Genomic DNA, 21,149 nt, shown 5'->3' on the forward strand with positions numbered 1-21,149 from the left:
CTCAAAATACGAAATCGTCAGCTAATTCCCAAAAAAAATTCCGACAATATGACCGATCTCTCAGAATCGGCAGGAGACCGTCACATAGAACGACCGTGGTGGCACGTAGCTGTAACGCGTCGCCTGCGGCGTGTAGAAGGTCGCATCGCCGCTCCGGATCCGCCGCACGCGCAGCGATTCGTAACCGTTGTAGACCATATCGGAATCGCCCAGCAGATTGCGAAGCAGCAGCGCCACGGTCAGCCGCGAACGCTCGAACCAGAAGCTCCTGAAGAGCGATGCATCGAGCGTGAAGGCATCCGGCAGCCGCTCCTGGTGCGTGAAGGCAGCGAAGGCTTCCCGCGTGATGCCGCCCTGGCCGGCCAGCCGATCGGTACGCCGTAGCGCCATCGGCTCGACGTAGCGCTCCGCGGCATACCCCGCCGAGGCGTGGATTCCCCACCCCCGACGCCCGAACCACGAAAGTTCGGCCGAGGCGGTCACGGCGGGAGCCCCGCCCACCCGGCATCCGCCCATCCGGCTCGCCGAACCCCGGTCGACCGGCGTATTGTCCACGTCGGAGAGCACCTCAACACGCGGATCCCGGACATACCGATAACTCCCCGCCGAGGCCGCAAGCGTCAGCCGCCAACGATCCGACAGACGAATCTTCGCTGCCGTCTCGATACCCAGGCTCCGAATTCCGATCCCGGTGACGGCCAGGTCGCAATAGACGTAGGACATGTCGTCGTAATAGCGGAGAGTCTGCGAGCCGTCGAGCCGCAACAACGCAAAAAGCGACGTCTGAAGGTTGACGGTCGGACCCGTCAGGCGGTAGGTCAACTCGGCGCCATATGTGCGCCCGGCCTTTGCATCGGTGAGCGTGCGGTTGTTGTAGAGCGGCTGGTAGAAGAGATCTTCGGCGTCGGGGATCTCCGCTGCGGCCAGCAGCGACAGCTCGACGTAGTGGCGCGGCGTGAAGGACCAACCGCCCGAGAATTTCAGCCGGTAGGGCGAAAAGCGCATGACCCGTGAGCGTCCGAAGGACTGGCTGCCCGGAAAGAGCTCCTTCTCGTAGTGGCCCCGGCGGCTGACGGCCCCGCTACCGACAGCCAGCAGCACCTCGCCCCGAAAGCGGTCCGAACGGTAGTCGGCCTGCAGATACACCTCGGCCGAGCGCGTGGTGAGCGAATAGTCATAGGCGAAGCGGTCGCCCCGACGGATCTTCCGGCCGGGATGGCGCAGGTCGTTCTGAAGCAGCGTGCCGTAGGTGTCGTCGTCGACCAGAAACTGGTCGATATCCGTGAGGTAGTCCGCCTCGAGCAGATCGCGCATCTGCTTGTAGTTGCGGCGGTCGTCGAGTTGCAGCTGCGCCCCGTAGCGAAGCGTCAGGCGACGTTCGGCCTCCGTCGTGAAGCTGAGGTGAAGCGTCGCGTCCCAAAGCCGCTCGACCCGGTCCTCCAGCGCATAGACCGCCTCGCCGCCCGCCATGCGGTTCTCGCGGATCAGTTCGTCCCAGTCGATCTGCGTATAGCGGGGATCCCGCGTCAGCCACGCCTGCTCGGTGGCCCGGTCGCCCGTATAGCTCGGCAGGTAGCGGTAGTTGTCCGGCATCGGCGTGCGCGCGTCGTACCACCCCAGCATGCTGTAGCGGCTCTTGCCCGCCTCAACGCCCGCCGAGGCCGAAAGCCGCGTTGAAGCGGTGAGCTGCCGCTCCCACACGGCCGCGGCCAGCGGAAGCGTCTCGCGCCGGACCCGCGAATTGCGCACCCGGCCGTCCTGATAGCCCCAGGCGGGATTATAGAGCCGGTCGCCCGTCAGCTGAAAGGCCTCCTCCGAGGTCGTGAGGCGGGTGCCCCGCACGGAGGCCGGGACGATGCAGACGAGCGAAAGTTCGCCCTGCTCATCCCAGCGGCGCGTCAAGCGCACTCCCGCAGTCAGGGCATTCGTGAAGACCCCCTCGACGTGCAGGTCCCGGCCCGTGCGGAAGTCCGCGGCGGCCGTCAGTTGCCAGCCGTGACCCAGGCGGCGGGTGGCCGCCACACGCGAACCGAAACGGTAGTTGCGGTCGGAGAAGCGCACCGAAACCAGGTAGGGCTGGAGCGGTTCGCCGGCCGGAAAGTGGAGCTGCGTCGTGGAGACGGCACCCCCGAAAGGGGCCGGTGAGCTCTGAAGTCCCGCAATACGCTGCTCCCCGGCGCCCAGCAGACGCATCAGCCCGAGATAACGATAGGAGATGTCGATTCCGGAAAGCTGCGTCCGTTCCGACGCATAGCCGCACCCCCGACGGGCAAGGGCCACTCCCGGAAGCGTAAAATCGGTGGAGATGCCATAGAGATCCGCCGGACCCTGAATCGCCCGGTAGAAGAGTGTCGTATCGGTCTGGAGCCGAACAGGTCGCTCCTCCCGCCCGGCATAGGGATAATATGCATCGTCGGGATGCTGCTGGGCCGCGGACGTCATGGGGTATGACAACCCCACCATGACGATGGCCAGCAGAGAAAAATGCCCGTTCGACATATTCCGAAAAACTTTTTCATATACAAAGATAGCGAAATATGTCAATTGCGGAAATATTCTGCACGGTTTCTGCCGCCCCGGAATCAGAAGCGAACCATGAACTCCGCTACGAACTTGTCCTGCTCGGAGAGGTCCGGCTCAGCCGTCGGACGATAGAAGTAGGCCTCATAGTTGACGCGGATGTCGGCCCGGAAGGGAAGACCCAGGCTGAAGGTCAGACCGCCGGTCACCCGGTGGCGTTCGGGATCGTCGACAAGCAGCACGCCTCCCGCTCCGGCAATACCCGTGCTGTGGTCCGACATATAGTCGTAGCGCGCCAGCACCGAAATCTGGCGCAGCGCCCGGCTTCGCAGCGGAAAGTTCCGGCACACGAAGGCATCCACGACATTCACCCCGGGGAAGGCCTCCGATGCGTAGTTCTTGCGCAGGTACTCCCCCTCGATGTGCCACAGGCTATTCTCGTAGTAGGCGCCGATGTCGTACATGTGGATGTCGACCAGATCCGGGTGGGTCTTCTGGATGCTCAGCGAAAGGTTCACCCGCTCGGCAAAGCGGAAGCGCGCCTTGGCCGAATAGTTGAACGACCGCGTCCAGTAGTCCTTCTGATTGGTCAGCCCCGAGCCGTTGAAGAGCCCCCCTTCGAGCGTCACCGGAACCCGCCGGCCGAAGCTCCACGCCAGCGTCGCACCCACGTCACGCACGTTGCCCGCCTGTTTGGCAATGAACGAGCGGTTGGCAAAGTACTGTTCGTGGGGCGAGCGGTGGGCGTCGATCGTAAAGGGTACGCGCATCTGGCCGATCGTGAACCGCAGACGCCGCTGCAGCAGGTTCAACCGTGCGTAGGCATCCAGCATCTTGATCGAACCCTCGTCCGAAAGGTCAATCTCCGCCTTGTAGTTCACCAGCGGAGTCACCTGGCCCGAAAGGCTGAAGCGCGCGTTGCGCACCTCGAAGCGGCTCTTCCCCAGGTCGGGCTGGTACTCGAATTTCGCCCGCACCGTTCCGTGGAGCTGCACCGTGAAGGGCGGCTCCTTGACCGCCGAAGCCGGGGCCGATGCGGACGAAGCCGCAGGGGCTGCAGGGGCCGTGGCAGAAATCGCAGATGCCCGAGCAGTCGGAGTCGTCGGAACATCGGCGGTCGGGGAAACCGAAACGGGCATGGCGGCCGCAGAGAGGGTGGAGACGCCCGAAGGTGCGGGAACCGCAGAAGACGAAGACTCCGTACGCAGTGAATCCGGCGCGGCAGGGCTCAGAACGGGAGTCGTGGCGGGGTCTGTGACGGGGCTTGCAGCGGGACCTGCAACGGGGTCTATGACAGGACTGGCAGCGGGACCTGCAACGGGGCTTGCGGCTTCGGCCGCAGGGATCAAAAGAAACGAAGCCAGAATCAGGGAGAGGATGGATCTCTTCATGGACGTTACTTGTTGTGTCGGCAAAGGTCTGAAACAGTTGTTGCAACACCGTAACACGGCGGTTAGATTTCCGTAACACGCCCCGCCGGAAACAAGCAGGCCCCGGTCCGATCGGCCGGGGTCCCGCATCGTATGGGAATTCACGCCGCCGGCGTCAGAGCGTCCGAAGCGTCTCGCAAAGCAGCTGCCAGAACTTCATGACCGTAGAGATCTCCAGCCGCTCGTCGGGCGAGTGGACACCCCGCAGCGTCGGACCGAACGACACCATCTCCAGATCGGGATACTTCTCCAGGAAGAGCCCGCACTCCAGTCCGGCGTGGATCGCACGAACCTTCGGATCCGTGGCGAAAAGACGCCGGTAGGCCTCCTCGGTCACCTTCAGCAGGTGCGACGTCGGATTCGGCGTCCAGCCCGGATAGCCGTCCGAATGGGCCACGTCAGCTCCCGCCAGCGCGAAGACCGACTCGACCATCTGCATCACGTAGGTCTTGGCACTCTCGACCGACGAGCGCTGCGACGAAGTCACCACGATGCGGTCGCGACCCTCGAACTTCACCGAAGCCAGGTTCGTCGACGTCTCCACCAGACCCGGAACCGCAAACGACATGGCTACCACGCCGTTCGGAACCCCAACCAGCGAGTAGACCAGTCCGAACTGCGTCCGCGCGTCGAGCACCTCCTCCACCTCGGGCATCTCGTTGAGCGTAATCTTGAAATTCGGCTCCCGGAAACGGAACTCCGCCTCGAGATCCGCCGCAAAGAGCCGGTAGCGTTTCTCGAAATCGCCCTTCAGACGCGTCGGAACTCCGAAGATGGCGTAAGCCTCACGCGGAATCGCATTGCGCAGGTTGCCGCCGCTGAAATAGCTCAGCCGCAGCTCGCACGACTGCATCCCGTCCCACAGCAGACGCGCCACCATCTTGTTCGAATTGACACGGCCCTTGTCGATGTCGTCACCCGAGTGGCCGCCCAGCAGATCCGAGACATCCACGCGGAAGAACGAATAGTTCTTCGGGGCCGGCTCCATCGTACAGTGGAACGTGGCAATGGTGTCGATGCCGCCGGCGCAGCCGATGAAAAGCTCGCCCTCGTCCTCCGAATCGAGGTTGATGAGGTATTTGCCCGTGAGCATCCCCTCGCCCAGCTCGAAGGCTCCGGTGAGGCCCGTCTCCTCGTCGACGGTGAACAGCGCCTCAAGCGGTCCGTGCTGCACCTCCGCGTCGAGCAGCACGGCCAGCGCCGCCGCCATGCCGATGCCGCAGTCGGCGCCCAGTGTCGTCCCTTCGGCCTTCACCCACTCGCCGTCGATGCGCGTGCGGATCGGGTCGTTCTCGAAGTCGAACTCCACGTCCGAATTCTTCTCGCACACCATATCCATGTGCGACTGAAGAATCACCGCCGGACGATCCTCATAGCCCGGCGTCGCCGGCTTGCGCATCACCACGTTGCCGATGGCATCCTTCTGATACTCGATCCCGTGTTCCCGGGCGAAACGAACCAGAAAATCGATGATCTTGCCCTCCTTCTTCGAGGGGCGCGGTACCTGGGTGATGGCGTCGAACTGCTCCCATACCAGGCGCGGTTCAAGGGTTGAGATTGCTGACATAGGTTTCTTGTATTTTTGCAAAGTTACACTTTTTTCCCTATTTTGGCAACCAAAATTGCACGTTATGACGGATTTCAGAATCGGACACGGATATGATGTCCATGCGCTGGCCGACGGGCTGCGCCTCGTTTTGGGAGGAGTGGAGATCCCTCACTCGAAGGGTTGCGTCGCCCATTCGGACGGCGATGTGGCCATTCACGCCCTGTGTGACGCCCTGCTCGGTGCCGCCGCCCTTGGTGACATCGGCCTCCATTTCCCCGACACGTCGGACGAGTTCCGAGGAATCGACTCCCGCCGGCTGCTGCGCCGCGTCGCGGAGATGGTCCGCGAAAAGGGCTATCAGATCGGAAATGTCGACTGCACCATCCGTATGCAGCGCCCCAAGCTGCGTCCCCATATCGACCGCATGCGCGAAACACTGGCCGCCGACATGGGCATCGACCCGGACCGCGTCTCGGTCAAGGCCACGACCACCGAACGGCTCGGATTCGAAGGACGCGAAGAGGGCGTCTCGGTCTCGGCCGTGGCACTCATCTTCCGAAATTGAAGCACAAAAAAACGAATCGACGGAGCCCGTCGAATGGGTATACACCGAAACCGGCAAGACGCTGGCCGTCTCCTTCCCGAAGGCCGACGGCGACCGGAAAACCCATACCGTGGAGGAGCTCTCCGAATCACAGCCGGTTCTCGTCCAGCACACCATTCAGCCGGAATACAGCTACGAACACTACAACCGGGAGACCTACACGCGGATGCAGCTACACCCCGTACCGCAAAAAACGGACTGCAGGATGGCTGCAGTCCGTTTTTTGTACACCGGCAGCTCCTTCCGGATCAATAGAGCTGCGAGATCGTCCCCGAATACTGAACGGGATTGTACCACGGGTTGGTGATCGTCAGGTTGGCACCGCCCGTCTGCGAGAAGATCTCGAACGTAAACGTATAGGTCGAGGCCGTGAACAGCGACGTCGAGAAGGTTACCATCCACCCCTCGTGGGTCTGTTCGGTCGTGTAGCCCTGTACGCTGGGAACCGTACAGTTCAGAACCGTCGTGTAGTAGGGAGGAACGTACCCCTTTACGTACGGAAGGCAGATGTCCACCGTCCCGTCCCAGATCCCCACGTTGAAGGTCGGGTTCATGATCTGGCGAAGCGGCCCGGCCGGCTGGCGCTGCATGGTCTGCGGGTTGAACTGGAAGTTGCGCGACAGAATGATCGAATCCATCGTCTTCTGGTAGTTGGCCAGGCGCTCGGCCCGACGCTGCTCGCGCACTTCGCGCTGCTCCTGTTTCGGCGACAGAACCTTCTTCTGTCCAATCACGGCGACGGCCCCCGCACACAGCAGAAGGCCAAGGAGGATAATGGCTGTTTTTTTCATGGCACGATAAGGTTTGGTTTCGTCCATGAACGCAAAACCAATGCCGCAACCGCCCGCCCGATCGCCCCGCGACCGTCCCCGCGGCAAAAAAAACCCGGACACCCATCATGGCGTCCGGGAGCGTTTCCTCAAAGGCCCATTCGCTTCAGGAACTGGCCCGTATAGCTGCGTTCACACTGCGCCACCTCGTGCGGAGTCCCCTGGGCGACGATCTCACCGCCGCCTACCCCGCCCTCGGGCCCGATGTCGATCAGATGGTCGGCCACCTTCACCACGTCGAGGTTGTGCTCGATGACGATCACCGTATTGCCCCGGTCGACCAGCTTGTTCAGCACCTCCAGCAGCAGGCGGATATCCTCGAAATGGAGGCCCGTCGTCGGCTCGTCGAGAATGTAGAGCGTACGGCCCGTATCGCGTTTCGAAAGCTCGGCCGAGAGCTTGATCCGCTGGCTCTCACCCCCCGACAGCGTCGTGCACGGCTGCCCCAGCGTCAGATAACCGAGCCCCACCTCCTGGATCGCCTTGAGTTTCTGGTAGATCGACGGGATGTTCTCGAAGAACTCCACGGCCATGTTCACCGTCATGTTCAGCACGTCGTCGATATTTTTGCCCTTGTAGCGCACCTCGAGCGTCTCGCGGTTGTAGCGGTGGCCGCCGCACGCTTTGCAACGCACGTAGACGTCCGGCAGAAAGTTCATCTCGATGGTCTGCACACCGGCCCCCCGGCACTCCTCGCACCGTCCCCCCTTGACGTTGAACGAAAAGCGCCCCGCCTTGAAGCCCCGGATCTGGGCATCGGGCGTCAGCTCGAACAGCTTGCGGATGTCCGCGAAGACGTTCGAATAGGTCGCCGGATTCGACCGCGGCGTGCGTCCGATGGGCGACTGGTCGACGACCACCAGTTTGTCGATGTGTTCGATCCCCTCGATCGAGTCGTACTCCAGCGGCTGGTCCAGCGACCGGTAGAGCGCCTTCGAGAGGATCGGACGCAGCGTCTCGTTCACCAGCGTCGACTTGCCCGAACCGCTCACACCCGTCACGCAGATGAACTTGCCCAGCGGAAAGCTCACCGTCACGTTGCGCAGGTTGTTGCCCCGCGCCCCGCGGAGCGTGATCGACTCGCCCGTTCCCGGCCGCAGCGTCGAAGGAATCTCGATGCGGCGACGGCCCGTGAGGTAGTCGGCCGTGATGGTATTCGCGTGCAGGATGTCGTCGAACGTCCCCGCGGCCACGATGTAGCCGCCGCGGCGCCCCGCCTTCGGCCCCACGTCGACGATGAAATCCGCCGCGCGCATCATGTCCTCGTCGTGTTCGACGACAATCACCGAGTTGCCGGCGTCGCGCAGCTCCTCCAGGCTGCGGATCAGCCGCCGGTTATCGCGCTGGTGGAGGCCGATCGAGGGCTCGTCGAGGATATAGAGCACGTTGACCAGTTTCGAGCCGATCTGCGTCGCCAGCCGGATGCGCTGGCTCTCGCCCCCCGACAGCGATCGCGACGAGCGCGCCAGCGACAGGTAGCCCAGCCCCACGTCCATCAGGAAGCGCAGCCGCTCGGAGATCTCCTTGACGATCTCCTGCGCAATGCGCCACTCCTTGTCGGTCATCGAGGCGCGGATGGTCGGCACCCACTCCGAAAATTCGGCAATCGACAGGGCCGAAACCTCGGCGATGTTCTTGCCCGCGACGCGGAACTGCAGCGCCTCCTTCTTCAGGCGCGTCCCCCCGCAGACCGAGCACTTGCGGTAGACGAGGAACTGGTCGCGCCACTTCTGCCCGCGTTTCGAGTCGTCATCCTCCGTGCGCCCGATATACTCGGCGACCCCCTCCCACGAGAGAAACTGCCGCCCGCCCGAGGAGCTGAACTCCGAAAGATCGACCGTCAAAGGTTCCGAATCGCCGTAGAGCACGGCGTTCAACGCCTCCTCCGAGAAGCTCTCGATCGGGTCATCGAGCGTAAAGTCGTAGCGGCGCCCCAGCATCTCGAGCGTCGCGAAGAGCATGTTGTTGCGGTATTTGCCCAGCGGCTCGACAGCCCCCTCGCGCAGCGACAGCCGACGGTCGGGGATGATCTTCCCCACGTCGAAGACCGCCTCCTCGCCCAGACCGTTGCAGTGGGGGCAGGCCCCCTTCGGCGAGTTGAACGAGAAGGTGTGCGGCGCCGGATCCTCGAAGGCAATGCCCGTCGTCGGGCACATCAGGTGGCGCGAATAGAAGCGCTGCTGCTCCGTCCCGTAGTCGTAGACGGCCATCGTCCCCTTGCCCTGCCGCATCGACTCCTTGAGCGACGACATCAGCCGCTCGCGCGAATCCTCGCTCACCACCAGCCGGTCGACAACCAGGTCGATCGTGTGGATCTTGTAGCGGTCGAGACGCATGCCGATCGAGATCTCGCGGATCTCACCGTCGATGCGGGCGTAGATATACCCCTTCCTGGCCAGCGATTCGAACAGCTCGCGGTAGTGGCCCTTGCGCCCCTTGACGATCGGCGCCATCAGCGCGATGCGCCGGCCCGAGAACCCCTTCAGGATCAGATCGGCGATCTGGTCGTCGGTATAGTGGACCATCTCCTCGCCCGTCACCGGCGAATAGGCCCGCGACGCCCGCGCGTAGAGCAGGCGCAGAAAGTCGTTGATCTCCGTCACGGTGCCCACCGTCGAACGCGGATTCCTGTTCGTCGTCTTCTGCTCGATGGCGACCACCGGGCTCAGACCCGTGATCTTGTCCACGTCCGGACGTTCCATCGTCCCCACGAACTGACGCGCATAGGTCGACAGCGTCTCCATGTAGCGCCGCTGTCCCTCGGCGTAGATCGTGTCGAAGGCCAGCGACGACTTGCCCGAACCCGAAAGGCCCGTGATGACCACCAGCTTGTGGCGCGGAATCTCCAGATCCACGTTCTTCAGGTTGTGGACCCGCGCACCCTGTATCTTGATCGTTTCCTCCATAATGTGCGTATCGTAGCCCGGGAGGCACACAACCTCCCTCTCCTCCCCGCCCCTCGCGGCGCGGGGAATCGTGCAAAGATACGATATTTTCCGCGATTTATTGCTTCAAAACGAAGTCATCCGCGTCGCACCACGTCGGGAAGCGCTCCCGGAAGCGGTTCTGCTCGTCGAGCGAAAAGTGGACCGTGCGGCACGCCGCCCCGCGTTCGGGAGCCTCGGCCCGAAAGCGCCCGTAGCAGTCGATGATGGCCGACGAGCCGGCGTAACGCCCCGACGAATCCTCGCCGCAGAAGTTCGTCCCCACGATCCAGGCCTGGTTCTCCAGCGCCCGCGCGCAGAGCAGCGTCCGCCATACGTCGCGCCGCGACTCGGGCCACGCCGCACTGCACAGAATCACGTCGTAATCCCGCCGGCAGCGGCTCCACACCGGAAAGCGCAGGTCGTAGCAGACCAGCAGCAGAAAACGCAGCCCCCGGTATTCGACCACCGTGCGGTCGCTGCCCGGCGTGAAGTGCCCGGTCTCGCCCCCCGGACGGAAGAGGTGGCGCTTGTCGTACCAGGCGAGCTCTCCGCCCGGGTGGGCGAAGAAGAGGCGGTTGCGCAGCGTCGCGCCGTCACGCACGGCCACACTCCCCGCTACGGCCTTGCCGCTTTCGGCCGCCCACCCACGCAGCGCCGTGACAATCTCCCCGTCGGCGGGCTGCGCCACCGCGGTGGCATCCGGGCGGAAACCCGTGGCAAACATCTCGGGCAGCAGGACCAGATCGCCCGGGGCCCGGAGAACGGCTTCGCCGATGGTTTCGAGCGATTGCGCGGAAACGGTTGCCGCATCGAGTTGCAGCACGGTCAGATCGAAAATTTCGTCGTTTTTCATAAAATGTTGCTGTTTTTGTCGCCTGGCTCCGGACCTGTGGCCCGGACTCTTGTAAAGGTAACCATTTTCGTCCGATTTTCCAACTCCCAACGGCCTTTTTTCTCGCCTTGTCCCCACCGGAGTTTGCAAACCCACGAAATTAAACGTACTTTTGCACCGGACTATTTCCACCACGTTATGCTCAGAGCCGGATACATGCAAACCCTGACCGTCAGCCGCGTCTCGGACCACGGTCTCTATCTCGCCGACGAAGAGCAGCAGGAGGTCCTGCTGCCTAACCGCTACACCTCGCTCTCCGACAAGGTCGGCGACCAGAAGGAGGTATTCGTCTACCACGACTCCGAGGACCGGCTCGTCGCCACGACCGAAACCCCGCTGCTCAAGGTCGGCGAGGTCGGCTGTCTGCGCGTCGTCGACAAAACCCCACACGGCGCATTCCTCGACTGGGGCCTCCACGGCAAGGACCTCTTCCTCCCGAACCGCAATCAGCAGGGCGGCGTGCTGGTCGGGCACTCCTACGTCGTCTATCTCTACGAGGATGCCATCACCGGCCGCTGCGTGGCCACCGAAAAGTTCAAGGCCTGGGTCAACAACGACTCTATCACGGTCAAACCCCGCGACGAAGTCTCGCTGCTGGTCGCCTCCGAAAGCCCGATCGGATTCCGCGTCGTGGTCAACAACCGCCATTGGGGAATGATCTACCGAAACCAGATCTTCCGCCCCGTGGCCGTCGGTGACCGTCTCTCAGGTTATGTCAGCCGCATCACCGACGACAACCGCATCGACATCTCCCTCCAGCAGACCGGTTTCGCCCAGGTCAAGGACTCGGCCGAGGTGCTCCTGCGGCTGCTCCGCGAAAACGGCGGATTCCTCCCCCTGAACGACGACTCGTCGCCCGAAGCGGTCAAACACCTGACGCAAATGAGCAAGAAGGTCTTCAAACGCTCGCTCGGCATGCTCCTCAAACGCGGCGCCGTCGTCACCTCCGAGGAGGGCATGCGGCTGGTGGAGAAACTCCCCGAGAAAGAGAAACATTAACCCCCCCCGAAAAATGGCTGCGATCAATACTGCCGAAAGGGTCTCGCGCGAAGCCTCGGACAACTTCGTCTTCCAACGTTCGCTGCTCGCCTACCACGCCGCCGCACAACGCATTGCGGGCGATGTGCTAGAGATCGGTACGGGTGCCGGTTACGGAATCGAGGTCGTCGCTCCCCATGCCCGGCGATTCGTCACCCTCGACAAGCACATTCCGGCCCCCGAGCTGCTGGCACGGCCCGACGTCGAGTTCCGGCAGGCCGTCGTCCCGCCGCTGGAGTTCCCCGACGAGTCGTTCGACTGCGTCATCTCGTTCCAGGTCATCGAACACATCCGCGACGACCGGCGCTTCGTCGACGAAATCCACCGCGTACTGCGCCCCGGCGGCCGCTTGATCGTCACCACCCCCAATGCCCCGATGTCGCTCACGAGGAACCCCTGGCACGTACGTGAATACTCCGCCGCAGAGCTCCGGCAGTTGCTTGGCAGCGTATTCAGCCAGGTCGAGGCGCTCGGCGTCTTCGGAAATGACCGCGTCGCGGAGTACTACGAAAAAAACCGCCGCGGCGTCGAACGTGTCATCCGTTTCGATGTGCTCGACCTCCAGCACCGGCTGCCCCGCTGGATGCTCCAGATCCCCTACGACCTGCTCAACCGCCTCAACCGACGCCGGCTCCTGCGCGAAAACAGCGATCTGACCGTCTCCATCCGCATGGACGACTACCGCATTGCGCCCGTGGCCGACGGGTGTTACGACCTCTTCTTCGTCGCCGTAAAATAGGTGTGCAAAACGGTGCGGCCGGCCAGTGGGGAAGGGGCGCGGCTGCACTCCGCCAAGGCTGCTCCACGCCGCTCCACACGTCAGCCTGCACCGCTCAGCAAAACAATCGGTCCCGAAACCTGATTTCGCCGAAAAATGGCCCTAAAAGCACCGCCAGGGCCGTTTTCTGTCCACTTCGTACACACTGGTCTCAAGATTCTGCAATTTTTTTTGTTTTTCTCGTTTTTTTTATACTTTTGCAATTCAATCATCGGAAGGCAATCCTCCCGAAAGCGACCAAACTGCTGATTATTAACAACTTAAAATTTTATAGCTATGTACTGGACGCTGGAATTGGCCTCGAAGCTCGAAGATGCTCCCTGGCCCGCAACAAAAGACGAGTTGATTGACTATGCTGTCCGTTCGGGTGCCCCACTCGAGGTGCTCGAGAATCTTCAGGAGATCGAGGACGAAGGCGAAATATACGAATCCATCGAGGATATCTGGCCCGACTACCCCTCCAAGGACGACTTCTTCTTCAACGAGGAGGAGTATTAGTTCAGAGTCGGAGGCCCCGGTCCCGAAACTTGTCTCGAAAACTGAAATGCGACCCGCGGGGTCGCATTTTTTTTCGAACCCTGCCGCCGCCCCCTCCCAAACCTTTAACCATTCGAAACCATGTGGAAATACTATGCCCTGCTCTCGGCCCTGTTCGCCGCTCTGACGGCCATCTTTGCCAAAGTCGGCGTCAGGGAGATCAATTCGGATCTTGCCACAGCTATTCGCACCTCCATCATCCTGATACTGACGTGGGGTATCGTGATTTTCCGGCATCAGGCCGCTGCCATCCGCGAGATCGAAACCCACACGTGGCTCTTCCTCGTCCTCTCGGGAATCGCCACGGGACTCTCCTGACTATTCTACTTCAAGGCCCTCCAGACGGGGGATGTGTCGCGCGTCGCCCCCATTGACAAACTGAGCGTGGTCATCACCATCGTCCTGTCGATGCTCTTCCTCAAAGAACCCGCATCGCCCCGCGTAGTGGCCGGAGCCCTGCTGATCACCTGCGGAAGCATCATCATGCTGATCAAGTAACCGGCGGAAACTCGGGCTGAGACTCCGGCGGAAACAAAAAACCGGCATCCGTGGAATGCCGGTTTATAAAGAAAAGTCCTGCGAAGCGGGTCAGGGGATCCACAGCGTCTCCTCAACGCCGAAATGGACCGTCAGCATCCGCCCCAGCACGTAGAAGTAATCCGACAGCCGGTTCAACCACACCAGCGCCGTCGGGTCAGCCCCGTATTTTGCATCGGCACGCAGCGCCGCCCGCTCCGCCCGGCGGCACACCGTCCGGCAGACGTGACTCCACGACACGGCCGGATGACCCCCCGGAATCGTGAACTTGTCGATCGCCGGAAGTTGGGTCTGCATCGCGTCGATCCGCCCCTCAAGCCATGCAACCGCCTCGCCGGACAGCGGCGAGAGTCTCTTACGCCCCTCGCTGTCAGCCGCCAGCAACGCCTCGACCGTCATCAGCCGCGAAAGGATCCGGTTCAGATCGTCGACCGTCGGGGCCAGTGCGGCATCGCCCCGCAGTTGGTCGGTCAACAGCGCCGTGAAGGCCGTCAGTTCGTCCACCGTACCGTAGGCCTCGACCCGTTCGTCGCTCTTCGGGACCCGCTCTCCCCCGATCAGCGAGGTCTGGCCCCGGTCGCCCGTCTTCGTATACACTTTCATAGTCGGAAATGTTGTTTCGGTAAATAATTATTGAATACAAGCAGGTAACCCCGGTTGTCGACCGTCGTCGAGCGGTGGCCCGCCACAATCTGCGCGCAGAGCGCCTGCCGCTCGCGTCCGTCGTAGGGCGACATCACCGCCACGGTATGACCCTCCTCCCGCGCCCGGCGCAGAAGGGCCAGCGTCTCGGCCCGCGGAAGATCCCGCGTGACGATGCACAGATCCGCATCCGCACGATTCATGCCGAAGCTCGCATAGCCGCAATGGATCGCCAGATTCTGCAGCTGCACGGCCCGCCGGTGCGGAATGCCGGCCGACAACAGCGTCTCGTAGAGCCGCCGGTCGCCGTCCAGCAGCGTGTGTCGCATGAAAACCTCCCGCACGATATCGTAGACAAAGGGCGAATGGACACCGTGACCCCGGAAATAGCGCGCCCGCGAAAGGCGGTTGCGCAATTCGGCCATCCGTCGCGGAAGGTGCAATGACAAACGGTGTCCGGTAAGTTTCATTCTGTTGCGCCCCCCCCGATTATTTCCTGAGCTGGCCTGCCAGACGCCCCGTCGAAAAGGCAATCTGAAGGTTATAGCCCCCCGTATTGGCATCCAGGTCGAGCACCTCGCCCGCCAGGTAGAGCCCCGGGACCTTCAGCGACTCCATCGTCTGCGGGTTGACCTCGTCGCAGCGGACCCCGCCGGCCGTCGTCACGGCATATTCGAACGGCGCGTAGTCCGAGATCGGAAAGGTCAGCCCCTTCAACGTGCGGATCAGGCGCGTCACCTGTTCGTCCGTAATCTTCGAAACGTAATCCTTCGTGTGGATGTCTATCTCGTGGGCCAGCGGCTGCACCAGCGGCTGCGGAACCAGTTTGCGCAGCAACTCGCCGAAGAACTCCGTCGGGGCCATCTCGGCCCGCTCACGTGCGATGCGGTCGCGCAGCTGCTCTTCGGTCAGCGCCGGCTTGAGGTCGACCACGAGTTTCACCCGATGGCCGTCGATCAGCGCATCAACCGCATCGCGGCTCATCCGCAGCGCCACGGCCCCTTCGATGCCTCGCTCCGAAAAGCCCAGTTCGCCGAACTCCTCGCGGACCGGAGCGTTATCGACGTAAAGCGTCGCCCGCACGTTGCGCAGCAGCAGCTTGTGGAGGTAGCGGACCTGCGGGTGCGACGTCACAAGCGGCGTGAGCGACGGCCGCAACGGTTCGATCGTGTGGCCCAGGTCCGCCGCAAAGGCGTAACCGTCGCCCGTCGACCCCGTGGCCGGATACGAAACACCCCCCGTGGCCAGGATCACCCGCGGAGCCTCCTCCTTGCGCTCAAAGCCCCGCTTGTTGATGTATTTCACCCCGAAGACCCGACCGGCAAGGGTCAGGATCCCCGTCACGCGCGTATCGTAGAGGATCTTCACGCCGTTCTCGACGCAGTAGTCCAGCAGCGCATTGGCGATGTCCCACGCCTTGCCGCTCTTCGGAAAGACCCGTTCGCCGCGTTCAATCTCGAGTTTCACCCCCCGGCGCTCGAAAAAACGGATCGTCGCCCGGTTGTTGAAGGCCGCAAAGGCCGGGGCGAAGAACTCCGCGTTGGTCCGCACCTGCGAGGCAAACTCCTCGGCCGGCCGGGCGTTGGTGACGTTGCAGCGACCCTTGCCCGTTATGCGGACCTTGCGACCCGACTTCTCCATCTTCTCCAGAAGCAGCACCCGATGGCCGTTCTGTGCCGCCGTGCCCGCAGCCATCAGTCCCGCGGCTCCAGCCCCGATGACGATCACGTCGCAGGGTTGTTTTTCTTCATTCTGTTCCATACGCTGCAAAATTAGGAATTTAATGCGAAATTTTTCATTTTTTGCCCCCTTTTCACTACCTTTGCGCCCGAAAAACATCGTTCTATATATGTTGAGCAGAAGATTACTCCGCATCAAGGTCATCAAGGCCCTCTTCGCACACCTCAAATCGGGAGCCGACAACATGATGGCTTCGGAAAAGACCCTGATGGCCTCCGTGGACAAGGCCTACGACCTCTATTTCCAGATCCTCATCCTGCCCGTCGAGGTCGCCCGTTACGCCCAGCAGCGGATCGATATCGCCAAACAGAAGAAACTCCCCACCTACGAGGACCTCAACCCCAATACCAAGTTCGTCGACAACGCCGTCATCCGCATCATCGCCAACAGCGATGCCGTCAACGACCGGATCGCCGCCCGAAAACTCGGCTGGAGCCAATACCCCGAACTCATCCGGACCCTCTACGCGCAGTTCGCCGAAACCCCCGCCTACAAGGAGTACATGCAGCACGACAGCCGCTCGTTCGAGGAGGACAAACAGCTCGTCGAAGAGTTCTTCAAGTCGCTGCAGGAGTCCGACGCCCTCGAAGAGGCCCTCGAGGAGATCTCCCTGCTCTGGAGCGACGACCTGCCCTACATCACCATGATGATCCTGCGCTCGCTCTCAGGCCTGCGCGCCTCCCACTCCGAAATCCGCATCCCGCCCAAATTCAAGAGCCAGGAGGATCCCGAATTCGTCAAGACCCTCTTCGAAAAGGCTCTGGTCAACTACAACTCCTATCAGGACTACATCGAAAAGTTCACCGCAAACTGGGACGTCGACCGAATCGTCTTCATGGACAACCTCATCATCGGTACGGCCATCGCCGAGCTGACCTCCTTCCCCTCGATCCCCGTCAAGGTGACCCTCGACGAGTGGATCGAAATCTCGAAATACTACTCCACGCCCGGCAGCAGCACCTTCATCAACGGCGTGCTCGACAAGATCGTCGCATCGCTCACCGAAGAGGGACGCATCAAAAAGGCCGGACGCGGTCTGATCTAAATCCTCACGGATCATGCATATGCAGCGATTCCTGATCCGAATCCTTGCCGCCGGCACCATCCTGGCGGCTTTGGCCGCTTGTGGCGGCGCGTCCCGCAAAGCCGGGGCTACGGCCGGGGCCGAAACGGGGCAAACGGCGGCGGAAGAGACGGCAGGAACAACGGATGGCGTGACGGCGGATGCAGCAACGGGAACCGGAGCGGCGGCAGGAACAACGGATGGCGCGGCGGCAGGAACAACGGATGGTGCGGCGGCGGGCCACGACGCTCTCCGAGGAAAAGCATCGGCGCAATCCGACGGCAAGAGTCTCGCCCAGCCCGGAAAACGGAAGCCTTTCCGAGGCCGAATCATCGCAATTTCAGACTCGGTGCTTATGCACGGCAGCACGGATACGCTTCGTTTCGGACGCCTCGGATCCGGCGAAATCGCCGTCCTGCGCTTCCAACTCGAAAACACCTCGGCCAAACCTCTGGTCATCCTCTCCACCCAACGCAGCTGCGGCTGCATCTCGCTCGACCATGACGCCCAACCCCTTGCACCCGGCCAGGCCCGAACCCTCGAAATGACATTCGACTCCCGCGGCGAATACGGCTGGCAGCTCAAACGCATGGATCTCATCCTCTCCGGCGCCCAAAAGCCCCTGCGGATCTTCGTCGAGGCCGACATCGAATAAATCCTTGTTTTTTCGACAATATTTTCTATCTTTGTCGCGTTAAGTTTTCCAAACACCCGAAATTTTCACCAAAAAAACCGAATAACCATTATGATTCAATTCCTTCAAACTCCGCCCGTGGAACCGCAGCCCGGATTCATGCAGCAGTACAGTTTCATTATCATGATCGTCCTGATGGTGCTGGTCCTCTGGCTCTTCATGTGGCGACCCGAAGCCAAGCGCCGCAAGCAGATGCAGGCGTTCCGCGACGGCCTCAAAAAGGGTGACAAGATCATCACCGCCGGCGGTATCTACGGTACCGTGAAGGAGATCAAGGAGACGACCCTCCTGATCGAGGTGGACAGCAACGTAACGCTCCGCATCGACAAAAACATGGTCGTTGCCGACAACTCGGATCTCCAGCGTCAGTAATATTCCCGCTCGGATCCCCCGCCAAAGAGGGCCGCAACTCAGAAGTTGCGGCCCTCTTTCCTTTACCCCTCTGACGGAAAGATCCTCGCTCCGGCACCGGGAGTTGCACGAAGCCCTCCGCTTTCGTATATTTGCAGGCGGAAAACCCAAATAACGATTCATTCCATGATCCGACACATAACCCACCCCTGCCAGGGAACCTGCTCGCGGCAGATCGACATCGATATCGAAGACGGAATCGTCCGCAACGTCTCCTTCACGGGCGGTTGTCACGGCAATACGCAGGGGGTTGCCGCCCTGGTCCGCGGCATGAAGGCCGACGAGGTGATCGCCCGCCTCGAGGGTATCGACTGCCACGGCAAAGGAACCTCCTGTCCCGATCAGCTGGCCCGGGCCCTCAAAACCGGGTGCTGAGCCCCGCTCCGACGGCAAAGCGCTGAAAGGAATGGCTCCGTCCGTCGCCCGGATCCGGTTTCGGAACGGATTTTGCTCCCCTGCGATGCGTAATCAAAAAACGCATCGACCCATGTATTTTATCTGGTATCTTCTGATCGGTCTGGCGGCCGGATGGATCGCCAACCTCATTGTCAAGGGCAGCGGCTCGGGATTATTTGTCAATCTGCTCGTCGGACTCATCGGCGGCATGCTCGGCGGTTGGGTCCTCTCCTGGATCGGGCTCGTTCCCGTCGGAACTCTCGGCAGTCTCGTAACGGCCGTCATCGGCGCCATCCTGCTCTTGTGGATCGCCGCACTGATCTCTCACCGCAAAAAAACAAACCGCAAATAGTCCTCGAACGGACAAGCGCATGAAACAATCCACGCACGACACCTCACGTCCTTCGAACGAAAACGCGAATTCCGCAGAAACGGACCCGGACAATCTCGAAACCATGGCACTCTTCTCCTCCCGCATCGACAGCCGCACCCGCTGCTCCCGAGAAAATCCCGCCGAGGGGTCTCAAACGCAGGAGTGCGACCAGGAGTCCCGGCCGGAAGCGCACAAGCACCGACAATAACCGGCTCCGGCACTCCGGCAGGGGAAGGATTTCGGCAGGAAGAGGGCGATGTGCGGTTCCGGCACCGGGCTCCGGCGTCGGACATTGGCCCGGGCTTTGACACGGGGGGGGGTCCGCAGGTTCGCTCCAAGGCTCCGGGAAACTCCGGAAAACTCCGGAAAACTTTCGGATGGGTTCCGACAGAGGCTCCTTCCGGACAAAAAGGAGTTCTCACCGCCCCTCCCGAAAGTGGGCCTCCCCTGCCCTCACTCCATTCTCACCCCCCCACCTCATCCCTCTTCATCCAAAAAAAGGTGGCCCACTCCTTGCGGATGGCCACCTTTCTCAGGTTGAGCTGCCGGGATTCGAACCCAGAACGACAGAACCAAAATCTGCTGTGTTACCATTACACCACAGCTCAATCTCTTGCTCGAAAGCGGGACAAAGATACGAAATTTTTTCCAATTCCAAAGCCCGGTTTCAAAAAAAGCCCGGTTTCAAAATCTGTAACCTCTGGCCCGCTCCTCCGGACCCCAAACCTTCACCACCACGACAGCATGATCACCTCCATGGCTCTGCTCTTCGCGATCGGATATCTCCTGATCGCTCTCGAGCACAAAACACATATCGACAAATCAGCCATCGCCCTGCTGATGGCCGGCGGAATCTGGACCCTGCTCAGCCTCGCCGGAAACGACCCCTCGATCCAGCAGCAACTCGTCGAACAACTGGGCGACACGTGCGAAATCCTCGTCTTCCTGATCGGAGCCATGACCATCGTCAACCTCATCGACTCCTACGGCGGATTTGTCGTCATCACCGACCACATCTCCACCCGAAACCATCGCAAACTCCTCCTCATCGTCGCCGCAGTCGCCTTCCTGCTCTCGGCCGCACTCGACAACATGACCACCACGATCATTCTGGTGATGCTCGCCAGGCGGCTGATCGCCGATCCGCGCGAACGCTGGATCTTCGCCTCGGTGATCGTCATCGCCGCAAACAGCGGCGGAGCATGGTCGCCCATCGGTGACGTGACGACCATCATGCTCTGGATGCGGGGAAATGTCACCGCCGCCCGGCTCGTCGCGGCACTGCTGCTGCCCTGTCTGGTCTCGGTCGCCCTCCCCACGCTGCTCGCCATGCGTTTCATCACCCCGGGCAGCACCCCCGCTCCGCAACCTCTCCCGAACGTCTGTCCTCCCTATATCGGCCCTCGGCTGCGGCGCTTCATGCTCCTCGCCGGTGTCCTCAGCCTGCTCTTCGTCCCGCTCTTCAAAAGCCTCACCGGACTGCCTCCCTACATGGGCATGATGATCTCGCTGGGCGCCATGTGGATTCTCTCCGAGGTGATCTACTACCGAAAACGCGCGCTGCGAAATCTCGAGGAGTCGATCCAACCCCGCGTGGCCAAGGTCCTCAAGCACATCGACATGCCGACCATCCTCTTCTTCCTCGGAATCCTTATGGCCGTCGGTGCCCTCGAATCGGCCGGAATGCTCGCGTCGGCTGCCCGCTGGCTCGACCTGCACGTACACGCCGCCTTCCCGATCGCTTCGGTCATCGGCCTGCTCTCGTCGGTGGTCGACAATGTCCCGCTGGTGGCCGCCTGCATGGGCATGTATCCCGTGGCCGATGCCGCCGCGGTGGCCGCGGCGGCCGATCCCGCCTTTGCCCGGGCATTCCTCCCCGACGGCCTCTTCTGGCATCTGCTGACCTACTGCGCCGGCGTCGGCGGCAGTCTGCTCATCATCGGTTCGGCCGCCGGTGTCGTCGCCATGGGACTCGAAAGAATCTCCTTCGGATGGTATGCCCGTCATATCTCGCTCCTGGCTCTGGCCGGATATGCCGCCGGAATCGGCGTCATCTGGATCGAACACCTCTGGTTCGGATTCGGCGGATAACCACCCCCGGAAAACAGACAGGGTGACCGCCCCGAGAACAGACAAGGCAACCCCCGAGAGCAGACAGGGTGACCGCCCCAAGGGGCAGCCACCCTGT

The 21,149-nt window shown here is 61.9% G+C and carries 20 protein-coding genes, 1 tRNA gene and 1 pseudogene; 12 read left to right on the top strand and 10 right to left on the bottom strand.

Annotated elements, in window-relative coordinates; genetic code table 11:
* Positions 1–60 precede the first annotated feature (60 nt).
* The 3 genes from B5G09_RS03285 to B5G09_RS03300 form a co-directional block, all read right to left on the bottom strand.
* Positions 61–2,499 carry a TonB-dependent receptor gene (locus tag B5G09_RS03285; protein ID WP_087404016.1) on the bottom strand — a complete coding sequence of 813 codons (2,439 nt, stop codon included), beginning with the start codon at positions 2,497–2,499 and terminating at the stop codon, positions 61–63.
* 83 nt (positions 2,500–2,582) lie between these two features.
* The gene (locus B5G09_RS03290; protein ID WP_087404093.1) at positions 2,583–3,596 is read right to left on the bottom strand and encodes a porin; all 1,014 of its coding nucleotides are present in this window, start codon (positions 3,594–3,596) and stop codon (positions 2,583–2,585) included.
* Positions 3,597–4,065: 469 nt separating this feature from the next.
* Positions 4,066–5,517, bottom strand: coding sequence for an aminoacyl-histidine dipeptidase (locus tag B5G09_RS03300; protein ID WP_087404018.1), 1,452 nt, complete (start codon positions 5,515–5,517; stop codon positions 4,066–4,068).
* A 64-nt stretch (positions 5,518–5,581) separates the two neighbouring features.
* Here B5G09_RS03300 and ispF point away from each other — a divergent pair, with 64 nt between their 5' ends.
* Positions 5,582–6,064, top strand: a complete 483-nt coding sequence (ispF, locus tag B5G09_RS03305) for a 2-C-methyl-D-erythritol 2,4-cyclodiphosphate synthase (protein ID WP_087404019.1) — start codon at positions 5,582–5,584, stop codon at positions 6,062–6,064.
* Positions 6,065–6,351: 287 nt separating this feature from the next.
* Here ispF and B5G09_RS03310 read toward each other — a convergent pair whose 3' ends face one another.
* The 3 genes from B5G09_RS03310 to B5G09_RS03320 all read right to left on the bottom strand — a co-directional run bounded on the left by B5G09_RS03310 (position 6,352) and on the right by B5G09_RS03320 (position 10,713).
* Positions 6,352–6,894: a DUF4251 domain-containing protein gene (locus B5G09_RS03310; protein WP_087404020.1), complete on the bottom strand. Its 543-nt coding sequence runs from the start codon at positions 6,892–6,894 to the stop codon at positions 6,352–6,354.
* A 128-nt stretch (positions 6,895–7,022) separates the two neighbouring features.
* A complete protein-coding gene (gene uvrA, locus B5G09_RS03315; RefSeq protein WP_087404021.1) occupies positions 7,023–9,839 on the bottom strand; it encodes an excinuclease ABC subunit UvrA in 2,817 nt (938 codons plus the stop codon).
* 97 nt (positions 9,840–9,936) lie between these two features.
* Positions 9,937–10,713, bottom strand: coding sequence for a nitrilase-related carbon-nitrogen hydrolase (locus B5G09_RS03320; RefSeq protein WP_087404022.1), 777 nt, complete (start codon positions 10,711–10,713; stop codon positions 9,937–9,939).
* 177 nt (positions 10,714–10,890) lie between these two features.
* Here B5G09_RS03320 and B5G09_RS03325 point away from each other — a divergent pair, with 177 nt between their 5' ends.
* The 4 genes and pseudogenes from B5G09_RS03325 (at position 10,891) to B5G09_RS03340 (ending at position 13,603) form a co-directional block, all read left to right on the top strand.
* Positions 10,891–11,751 (top strand): S1-like domain-containing RNA-binding protein, encoded by an 861-nt coding sequence (locus B5G09_RS03325; RefSeq protein WP_087404023.1) that lies wholly within the window; start codon positions 10,891–10,893, stop codon positions 11,749–11,751.
* 13 nt (positions 11,752–11,764) lie between these two features.
* Positions 11,765–12,529, top strand: a complete 765-nt coding sequence (locus B5G09_RS03330) for a class I SAM-dependent methyltransferase (RefSeq protein ID WP_087404024.1) — start codon at positions 11,765–11,767, stop codon at positions 12,527–12,529.
* A 315-nt stretch (positions 12,530–12,844) separates the two neighbouring features.
* Positions 12,845–13,066, top strand: coding sequence for a DUF2795 domain-containing protein (locus tag B5G09_RS03335; RefSeq protein WP_009597992.1), 222 nt, complete (start codon positions 12,845–12,847; stop codon positions 13,064–13,066).
* A 120-nt stretch (positions 13,067–13,186) separates the two neighbouring features.
* A pseudogene (locus tag B5G09_RS03340) lies at positions 13,187–13,603 on the top strand (EamA family transporter).
* 90 nt (positions 13,604–13,693) lie between these two features.
* On the opposite strand, the gene B5G09_RS03345 reads toward B5G09_RS03340, so the two are convergent.
* From B5G09_RS03345 to B5G09_RS03355, 3 genes are read right to left on the bottom strand one after another with little or no spacing between them, the layout of a single operon-like run.
* Positions 13,694–14,245, bottom strand: a complete 552-nt coding sequence (locus tag B5G09_RS03345; protein WP_087404025.1) for a cob(I)yrinic acid a,c-diamide adenosyltransferase — start codon at positions 14,243–14,245, stop codon at positions 13,694–13,696.
* The gene (locus B5G09_RS03350; RefSeq protein WP_087404026.1) at positions 14,242–14,754 is read right to left on the bottom strand and encodes a hypothetical protein; all 513 of its coding nucleotides are present in this window, start codon (positions 14,752–14,754) and stop codon (positions 14,242–14,244) included. Before B5G09_RS03350 ends, B5G09_RS03345 begins: the two co-directional genes overlap by 4 nt.
* A 19-nt stretch (positions 14,755–14,773) precedes the next feature.
* Positions 14,774–16,045, bottom strand: a complete 1,272-nt coding sequence (locus B5G09_RS03355; RefSeq protein ID WP_087309194.1) for an NAD(P)/FAD-dependent oxidoreductase — start codon at positions 16,043–16,045, stop codon at positions 14,774–14,776.
* Positions 16,046–16,133: 88 nt separating this feature from the next.
* On the opposite strand from B5G09_RS03355, the gene B5G09_RS03360 reads away from it, so the two are divergent.
* The 6 genes from B5G09_RS03360 (at position 16,134) to B5G09_RS13830 (ending at position 19,169) form a co-directional block, all read left to right on the top strand.
* Complete coding sequence (locus B5G09_RS03360; RefSeq protein WP_087404027.1) at positions 16,134–17,069, top strand: transcription antitermination protein NusB; 936 nt, start codon at positions 16,134–16,136, stop codon at positions 17,067–17,069.
* A 13-nt stretch (positions 17,070–17,082) separates the two neighbouring features.
* Positions 17,083–17,742 (top strand): DUF1573 domain-containing protein, encoded by a 660-nt coding sequence (locus B5G09_RS14285; protein WP_241147555.1) that lies wholly within the window; start codon positions 17,083–17,085, stop codon positions 17,740–17,742.
* Positions 17,743–17,832: 90 nt separating this feature from the next.
* Entirely contained in the window at positions 17,833–18,153 is a 321-nt protein-coding gene (yajC, locus tag B5G09_RS03370; protein ID WP_162992884.1) for a preprotein translocase subunit YajC, read from the top strand.
* A gap of 165 nt (positions 18,154–18,318) precedes the next feature.
* Positions 18,319–18,567 (top strand): TIGR03905 family TSCPD domain-containing protein, encoded by a 249-nt coding sequence (locus tag B5G09_RS03375; RefSeq protein WP_087309191.1) that lies wholly within the window; start codon positions 18,319–18,321, stop codon positions 18,565–18,567.
* Between the two features lie 112 nt (positions 18,568–18,679).
* Positions 18,680–18,940 (top strand): GlsB/YeaQ/YmgE family stress response membrane protein, encoded by a 261-nt coding sequence (locus B5G09_RS03380; RefSeq protein WP_087309190.1) that lies wholly within the window; start codon positions 18,680–18,682, stop codon positions 18,938–18,940.
* Positions 18,941–18,959: 19 nt separating this feature from the next.
* Positions 18,960–19,169, top strand: coding sequence for a hypothetical protein (locus B5G09_RS13830; RefSeq protein ID WP_143256465.1), 210 nt, complete (start codon positions 18,960–18,962; stop codon positions 19,167–19,169).
* Between the two features lie 329 nt (positions 19,170–19,498).
* On the opposite strand, the gene B5G09_RS03385 is transcribed toward B5G09_RS13830, so the two are convergent.
* A tRNA-Gln gene (locus B5G09_RS03385) sits at positions 19,499–19,569 on the bottom strand.
* A 136-nt stretch (positions 19,570–19,705) separates the two neighbouring features.
* Here B5G09_RS03385 and nhaD point away from each other — a divergent pair.
* A complete protein-coding gene (gene nhaD / locus B5G09_RS03390; RefSeq protein ID WP_206384406.1) occupies positions 19,706–21,052 on the top strand; it encodes a sodium:proton antiporter NhaD in 1,347 nt (448 codons plus the stop codon).
* Positions 21,053–21,149 lie beyond the last annotated feature (97 nt).

Origin of the sequence: Alistipes sp. An54 (assembly GCF_002159375.1) — a bacterium.
Lineage (GTDB): Bacteria > Bacteroidota > Bacteroidia > Bacteroidales > Rikenellaceae > Alistipes > Alistipes megaguti.